The following is an 8,098-nucleotide window of genomic DNA, read 5'->3' on the forward strand; positions in this document are numbered from 1 at the left end:
TGTTCAGTCCCCCCGGCCGCCCGGCACCGTCACCGGCCGGTCCTCGCGTACCTGCTGGAACAGCAGTGCGGCGCGATCCGCGTCCCAGCGGATGACGTTGCCCTTCGCGGTGGGGAGGCCCACCGCGTCCACCGGCATGGTCACCTGTTTCGCCGTGCCGCCGGGGCCCCGCAGGTCACGGAACATACGCACCAGCTGCCGCAGGTCCATGTCCCGGTCCACCACGAGTGTGTCGAGTCCGGCGGCCAGCGCCGGGTACACCTGCGACGGGTTCAGGAAGGTCCTGGACGTGGCCGCCTTGTCCGCCAGCGCCGAGAGGAACCGCTGCTGGTTGCGCGAACGCCCCAGATCGCCCTCGGCCTCCTGGTGGCGTTGGCGGACGAACGCCAGCGACTGCCTGCCGTTCAGCGTCCGGCAGCCGCTGCGCAGGTCCGCGCCCGACTTCTCGTCCTTGACGTCCCGGTCCAGACAGAACCGCACCCCGCCGATCGCGTCCACGACCTTCACGAATCCGGCGAAACCAATCTCCGCGTAGTGGTCGATGCGGATCCCGGTGTTGTGCTCGATGGTGTGCGCCAGCAGTTCCGGTCCGCCGTACGCGAACGCCGCGTTCAGCTTGTCCTTGGCCGGCGGCACCTGCTTCCCGGTCGCCGGATCGTGGAAGCCCGGGATCGTCACCCACGAGTCGCGCGGCAGGCTGAGCATGACCGCGCCCTGGGCACCGGTGTGCAGCACGATGATCGAGTCCGTGCGCCGCCCGCCGCCGCCACCCGCGCGCAGGTCGCGGACATCCGAATCCGAGAGGCCCTCCCGGCTGTCGGAGCCGACGATCAGGTAGTTCGTGCCCTCTCCCGACGCACGGCCGTGGCCGAATCGGCCTAGGTCAACGCCCCGGTTCAGCTCGGTCTCCGCCCAGGCGTACGTACCGCACGCCGTCAGCAGCAGGGTGGTCGCCAGCGCGAGCACGGTGCGTACCGCCCGGCGCCCGCGACGCGGCCGGGCGCGGGAACGGCGCAGCGGCCGCGGTGTGGTCCCACGCCAGCCGTACGCCTCTCGCCGCACGGGAGCCGCCCGCGCGTCGGGCACCAGCACGTCTGCGTCCAGCGTCACGTGCGCGTCCGGTACGGGGCGGCCGGCGGGCCGGTCGGGGCCGAGCGGGCCGAGCTGTCCGTTCCAGGGGTCCGGAGCGCCGCCGGTGTGGTCGAACGGGTGGGTCATCGCAGCTCTCCCTTCGCGTTGTCGAGTGCCAGGACGCGATCGGCCGACGGCAGATCGTCGAGCCGGTACGGATCGGCGCTGCCGGTGCGGTCCATGCGGTGCCACTTGAGACGGCTGCCGAGCAGCGCCGTCATCACCGAGTGGAGGACGACCAGATACAGCATCTGCCGGTAGACGAACAGCTGTAGCGGCAGCGACCACAGGGCCCGCAGCTTCTCGCCGTCCAGCCGGAGTGCATACCCCGCCGTGCCCATCTGGACCACGAGGAACGCCAGCCAGACGACGATCGCCTCGGACGGGTCGCGGAAGCACACGCCGTACAGCGCGAAGACGTCCACGACGGGCGCGAACAGCGGCAGGACGACCTGGAAGAGCCCCAGGTAGCTGAGCCCTCGCCGGCCGAACCGACCTGCCGTGCCGAGCTCGGTGACGGCCCGGCGGTGCTTCCACATCGACTGGAGTGTGCCGTAGCACCAGCGGTAGCGCTGCCGCCACAACTGCCTCATCGTGTGCGGGACCTCGGTCCACGCGACGGCCGACTCCTCGTAGACGACACGCCATCCGGCGCGCCACAGAGCCATCGTCAGATCGGTGTCCTCGGCGAGTGTCTCGTCGCTCACCCCGCCGACGCCCAGCAGCGCATCCCGGCGGAACGCGCCGATGGCACCGGGCACGGTCGGCATGCATTCCAGCACCTCGAACATGCGCCGGTCGAGATTGAACCCGAGCACGTACTCCAGGTGCTGCCACTTGCCCAGCAGATGACGGCGGTTGCCCACCTTCGTGTTGCCGCTGACCGCCCCGATCGCGGGATGGGCCAGTGGCTGGACGAGATGGTGGATGGCATCCGGTTCCAGCACGGTGTCCGCGTCGACCATCACCACGATGTCGTGCGACGCGTAGGCGAGCCCGGTGTTCAGGGCTCCCGGCTTTCCGGTGTTTGACTGGCGTACGAGCATCACCCGCGGATCGTCGACGGCGGCGACCGCCGCCGCCGTGCCGTCCGTCGAACCGTCGTCGATCACGACGATCTCAAGGCACGTGTAGGTGGAGGCGAGCAGTGAGTGGACGGTGGCGGCGATTCCCGCCTCCTCGTTGTGCGCGGGCACCAGGACGGTCACCGGAGCCGTCACCGCGCGCAAACGGGGGCTGCCCTGCCGAAGCCTGCCGCGTCGGCGCACATGGACCCGCGCGAACCAGACGAGCATCGCCAGGCGCAGCAGACCCAGCGCGCCCGCCACGACCAACGCCCATGCCATGCCACGGGAGAAGGCCCGTCCCAGGTCCTGGACGTGCGTGAGCCCCCTGCCCTTCAGCCGCTCGGCGAGCGGCGCCCGGCTGGTGGACTCGGGCTGCCCGAGCCCCTCCGACACGGTGGTGAACCGTTCCACCCGGGGGTTGCGCAGCAGCGACCGCGCTTCCCGGAAGCCGAGGTCGGTGTGGCTGTACTGGCGTACCACGCCCTCGGCGGCCTTCCGGTTCATCCGGTCGGCGGCCACGATGAGGTAGCCCTGGCCCGCCGCGCGGCGGGCGGCCGGCCACTCGGCGCCGCACAGGGTGTCCGCCGTGGTGGTGTGGGGCAGCCGCAGCAACCGGGTGTGCTCACCCGTCACGCCCGCCAGTACCGTCTGTGTGAAGCCCAGTTCCATACGGGCACGGGGACGGGAAGCCGCTCCCAGATCGCCTCCGGTGTAGGTGTAGGAACCGATCTCGTGTCCCTCGGCGCGGATACGGCGGACCAGGTCCGGGTACTGCGCGGCCTGTTTGCCGTACACGAAGAACGTGGCGTGTGCCTTGTGCTCGGTCAGCAGGTCCAGCAGGCGTGGTGTCCACACCGGATCCGGTCCGCCGTTGAAGGTGAGGGCCGCCGTGCCCGGCGGCATGGCGGCCGTCTCGACACCGGCGTCGCCGAACCTCAGCACGGGGCGTCCGGTGTCCGCGCTGCGCGGGATGGGTTCGGCGCAGGGGCGTTTGGTCCGCGCGGCGTCGACCTCGTGTGTGGTCCACCCCTCGAAGAGGAGGGTGACCACGACGACGGTGAGGATGAGGATCAACAGCACCCAGTGCCCGCGTGGGGGACGGCGCAATGCGTGCCGGGGTGTCATCCGGGCGTGACCTCGTCCGGATCAGGCGAGGTGGCGCCGCTCTGTGGTCGGGATGGAGGGGCTGCCGGTGGAGGAGACGGCGGCCGGCTGCTCCCGGAGCGTTCCACTGCCCCCGATCCTGCCTGGTGGCCTGCCGGGGCCGCGGGGAGCCGAACGCCGGTGCCGGGTGGCTGCTGTCCGGTGGGTTGCCAGAGTCCGGCCATGATGATCGCAGCGAACACCAAGTAGGCCCCGCAGGCGCCACCGAGAGCTACTGCCGTGCACCGCAGCACCTGCCTTCGTTTTCCTGAGCGTTCGATGAATATGGGGCGGTTACTCTGCTCGATCTGCGTCTTACCGTGGGGGGTGAGATACATGGGGGGTGAGTCTAATTAGATTCATAAGCTTGTCAGCACGGCCACTTCACCGGCTGAAGGGGGGCCTTGACGAGCAGGAACCGTAGCGGGAACGGGAATACTGCCCCGCAGAGGGGCCGGCGGGGATGAATCACAGCACGGAACGTCCCGCGAATCTGCACAGAACCCGATCAGGCTCTTTCCTTTTCTGTGTTCCGGGCACCGTCCGGCAACATCAGGGAAACAGCGGACGCCCCTCCGCAAGCGGCTTCGTGGCACCGTCGGTTGATCTGGCCCGCACGCCGGACGTCCTCATCCAGGAGACCGCCTGGTCGTCCGGCTGCCGGGTCCACGGCTGTCCACGGATGTTCACGGAAGTGTGCCGGCAGGCGCCGCCGTAGTAGGGGAAAAGGGCACTGCCGGGGGTCTCACCTGCGCCGGACCATGGCCACCAGCACGACGGTGACGCTGATCAGGAGCGACCACGCGCCGAACTTGTCGATACCGACGGGCTGCCATCCGTGAAGCTGATGAGGGTAGCTCCACGCTCCCAGATACGTGGCGATGTTCTCGGCGAGCCACAGGAAGAGGCCGATCAGCGCGAAGGAGAGCGCCAGGGGCATCCGGTAGCGGGCGTCGCCCACCCGGAAGCTCACCCATGTGCCGAAGGTGACGCACCCGAGCAGCACCGCGAGCGGCCAGCGGAAATCGGGCAGCCAGTGGTGGGTGAAGAAGTTCGCGTAGACGGCGGCTGCCACTGCAGCCGTGGCCCGTGGGCGGTAGCCGGTCAGTTCGAGGTCGAGCAGGCGCCAGGCCCGGCAGACGTAGCTGCCCACCGCGGCGTAGAGGAATCCCCCGTACAAGGGCACGCCGGCGACCTTGAACACCGCCGGTTCGGGGTAGCTCCACGAGCCGAGGGAGACCTTGACCAGTTCGAAGGCCAGCCCGATCGCGTGGCATACGGCGATGACGGCGAGATCCCGTCCGCTCTCCCATCCGCTCATGCGGAAGATGAGCGTGAGCAGTAGGCCGTAGCCGAGCAACAGGTCGTATCTGGCGACGGGCAGCTGTGGCAGCAGTGCTGACAGCGCCACGCCCGAGAGCAGCGCGGCAGCGAAGGCGCAGCACCTCGTCTGGAGTCGGGTGAAGATCAGCAGTTGACGTGCGGGGGCGGTGAACGCGGCCATGCCGGGACAGACGTACCCGGGCCCGTGAGAGGTTGCGCGGTCTCGTACGCGGCGACGATCCAGGTCGCCCGCCGTGGGCCGGGCCGTCGGCAGCGCGATCGCCGAGCTCACGAGTCCGCTCGGGCCCGGTGGCAGTCACCGCTGAGCCGTGCTCCCCGGTCCTTTTCACCGGCGACCGCGGAGGCGGAGAGGAGCGTCGCAGTGGCGAGGCTGCCCCAGAGGGCGGCTGGGCCGTGGGGTGTGAGAGCGGTGATGGCCGCCGGGGAGACGGCGAGGCCGAAGCCCGAGGAGAGTTCGAAACGGGCGAGGGTGCGGCCCAGGGCATGCGCCGGGGCGAGCGCGGTGACGAGCGCCGTGGCGCTTCCGGCATAGACGATCTCGCCGATGGTGCAGACCACGGACACCGCGGCGACGGCCGGGGCGCCCCAGCCGTGCCCCAGTGAGGCGGCCGCGAGGAAGCCCAGGTAGGAGACGGTGAGAACCACCCCGGCGAACGCCAGCACGGTGCGCCGGGGGAAACGGGACATGAGGACGGTGACCGGCACCTGCAGAGTGACCACCAGCACCGTGTTGGCCACGAAGATGGCTGCCGACCACACCGGGGATGCGTGCAACTGAGTCACCAGGACCAGAGGGAGCGCGATTTCGGGGACGTTGAGGCAGAAGACGTAGACCACGTTGGCGGCCAGCAGCGCGCGCATCCGTGGTGCGGGCCCTTCGCTCCCGTCCCTGGTCGCGAGGGCTGCCGGACGCGCGTGCAGGTGGACCGACCACGCCAGGGCAGCCGCGGCGAGATACGCGAGCCCGGTGACGGCTGCCAGCGCCTGCAGTGCGGCGGTGCCACCCGCCAGGCATGCGGTCGCGAGGAGCGCACCCGCGCCCAGCCCGGCGTTGCGCAGGGCGCGGCCTCCCGCGAGAGCGGCGTCGCGTGCCCTGCCGTGGGCGACCGTGGCCACGAGGGCTGCGTGGGCGGCCGGCCATGCCTGATTGCCGATGCCGAGGAAGAGGGCCGCCGTCGCGAACAGCCACACGTTCCCCGCCGGGGTGGCCAGCAGCAGCGCCACGCCCAGCACCCGCACCAGCATCGACGCCGCCACTACCGTGCTGCGCGCGCCCCGGTCGAGCCATCGGCCCACTGCGGGCATGCACGCCAGGCCCGCGATGACACCGACCGTCATGGCGATGCCGGTGACCGGCGCGGACAACCTCAGCACGGTCACCCCGTAAAGCAGCAGAAACGGCCGCAGCAGCCCGGTGCCGAGCGCGTCCACAGCCAGGGCGACGGCATAGCGGGGGCCTCCTGCGGCACGGACGAGGGCGCGCGGCTGGATCTTGGTGGTGGATGCCATGGCGCCAACGGTGCGTTCGACCGTGGTGGGGACGACGTCGGTTGACGGACACCGTCAACCGACGCCGTCGTCGGCCATCCGGTGGGTGATGATGAGGGGGTGACGTTGAGGATCGACATCAGCGGCCTGCCGTCCGGACGACTGCGGTTCGCCGCCTCCCCGCTGGCCGAGCTGACCGCGATGCTGCACGTTCTGGCCGAACCCGGGCATCATCCGCAGCTCGCCGGATGGGCCGCGGACGTCTGGGCCGGGCTGCGGCCGGAGCTCGCCGAGCGGTTGCGCGAGGCGGAGTTCCTCTGGCGTTCCTCACAAGCCGACTTTCTGATCCCCGCCCGGCCTCGGCCCACGCTCGCCGAGGAGTTGGACGACGTGGACCGGATCGACGACGAGACGTATGTGACCGCCGCGCTCGTCACGACGTGCGGCAGCAACCGGGTCCACTTCGCCGCGCCGTCGCCGCTCACCGACGCGACCGCGCGCGAGAGGGCCCTGGATCTGGCCCTGGCCCGCGGCGCGCGGCAAGAGGCCTTCGCGGAACGGCTGCTCGCAGATCCGGCCAGTGTGCGAACGCGGGTGCGCCACACGCTCGAACAGTGCGCCGAAGCATTCTTCGACGCCGCCTGGGCCGGGGTGGCCGTGCGACTGGCAACCGACCTGCGCCTGAAGAACGACCTGCTGAAGCGCCAGGGCATCGGGCCGGCGCTCGCCTCGGTCTCCGGCGCGGTCAGCCTGGCACCGGACGGTGCCTGCATCATCGTGGACAAGCTGCAGGACAAGGCGACCACCGCCCACGGTGCCGGGGTCACCTTCATCCCCAGCGTCTTCGGCCGCCCGCACCTGGTGGCGGTCCACGCGCCCGGGTGGCAGCCGGTGGTGCAGTACCCCGTGGCCGAGCCGAGTCCGTCGCAGCCGGTATCGCTGGAAACGGTCACCCTCCGGCTGGAGGCACTCGCACATCCGGTACGGCTGCGCCTGCTGCGCACCCTGGCCCGTGGCCCGCACACCACCCGTGAGCTGGCCCATACCTGGGAACTCTCACCACCGGAGGCTTCCCGGCACCTCGCCGTCCTGCGTCGCGCGGGTCTGCTCACAGCCCGCCGACACGGCCGTTACGTGCGGTACACGGTCAATCTGCCGGACGTGACGGCACTGGGAACCGACCTGCTGGCGGCCGTACTGCGCTGAGCGGCTCCGAACCAAGCGGGCGAATCCACGCGGGCGAACGCAGGCCTCGCCGCATCGGCCGACCCGGTGAACCTCCGAAAGCGGCCGGGCCCCCGGTCGGGCGCCCGAGCACGGGCCACCGAGGAGGAAGGGGCGCGGACGGCATCCCGCAGCCGCACCTTGTACGATCTGAAAATTAACCTTCGCGTGTATTTGGGTTCGCGCAGGTATGCCCCGCTGATCCTGTACTGCCAGCGAAAGGTAGTGCGGGTGTATGTGTCGTGCTAAAATCAGCAGCAGTTGCAGTTGTGGTTCCCGAAACTTCAAGTGCCTCGGTGGCTGCATGCCACCGGGTGCTTTTGTATATCCGGTGCTTATCCGGACGGGGCTCATTGTGGCAACGCAAGGGTTCACACGGTGTGATCCCCTGGGTACTGCCCCGAAGGAGATATGGCATGGCTACTGGCACCGTCAAGTGGTTCAACGCGGAAAAGGGCTTCGGCTTCATCGAGCAGGACGGCGGCGGCCCCGACGTCTTCGCTCACTACTCGAACATCGCCACTCAGGGCTTCCGTGAGCTTCAGGAAGGCCAGAAGGTGAACTTCGATGTCACGCAGGGTCAGAAGGGCCCGCAGGCGGAGAACATCACCCCCGCCTGACGCTGAAGCGTAGGACGTAGCTGGGGCCCCCCCCGGCGGGGGGGGCCCCCCAGGGGGGGGGTTTTTTTTTTGATGTAATTA

6 protein-coding genes are annotated in these 8,098 nt (G+C 69.9%); 2 read left to right on the top strand and 4 right to left on the bottom strand.

Annotation, left to right across the window (positions count from 1 at the left end):
• Positions 1 to 3: 3 nt before the first annotated feature.
• From ABZ532_RS19325 to ABZ532_RS19340, 4 genes are all read right to left on the bottom strand, one after another.
• Positions 4 to 1,218 (bottom strand): LCP family protein, encoded by a 1,215-nt coding sequence (locus ABZ532_RS19325; protein WP_361284634.1) that lies wholly within the window; start codon positions 1,216 to 1,218, stop codon positions 4 to 6.
• Entirely contained in the window at positions 1,215 to 3,323 is a 2,109-nt protein-coding gene (locus ABZ532_RS19330) for a bifunctional polysaccharide deacetylase/glycosyltransferase family 2 protein (RefSeq protein ID WP_361284637.1), read from the bottom strand. Before ABZ532_RS19330 ends, ABZ532_RS19325 begins: the two co-directional genes overlap by 4 nt.
• A 763-nt stretch (positions 3,324 to 4,086) precedes the next feature.
• Positions 4,087 to 4,845 (bottom strand): DUF817 domain-containing protein, encoded by a 759-nt coding sequence (locus ABZ532_RS19335; RefSeq protein ID WP_361284640.1) that lies wholly within the window; start codon positions 4,843 to 4,845, stop codon positions 4,087 to 4,089.
• A 107-nt stretch (positions 4,846 to 4,952) separates the two neighbouring features.
• The gene (locus ABZ532_RS19340; RefSeq protein ID WP_361284643.1) at positions 4,953 to 6,194 is read right to left on the bottom strand and encodes an MFS transporter; all 1,242 of its coding nucleotides are present in this window, start codon (positions 6,192 to 6,194) and stop codon (positions 4,953 to 4,955) included.
• Positions 6,195 to 6,293: 99 nt separating this feature from the next.
• Between ABZ532_RS19340 and ABZ532_RS19345 the strand changes: the two genes are divergently transcribed.
• Both ABZ532_RS19345 and ABZ532_RS19350 read left to right on the top strand, forming a co-directional pair.
• Positions 6,294 to 7,379: a helix-turn-helix domain-containing protein gene (locus ABZ532_RS19345; RefSeq protein ID WP_361284646.1), complete on the top strand. Its 1,086-nt coding sequence runs from the start codon at positions 6,294 to 6,296 to the stop codon at positions 7,377 to 7,379.
• A 434-nt stretch (positions 7,380 to 7,813) separates the two neighbouring features.
• Entirely contained in the window at positions 7,814 to 8,017 is a 204-nt protein-coding gene (locus tag ABZ532_RS19350; protein ID WP_210586179.1) for a cold-shock protein, read from the top strand.
• Positions 8,018 to 8,098 lie beyond the last annotated feature (81 nt).

This window comes from Streptomyces sp. NPDC019396 (genome assembly GCF_040632375.1).
Classification (GTDB): Bacteria; Actinomycetota; Actinomycetes; order Streptomycetales; family Streptomycetaceae; genus Streptomyces.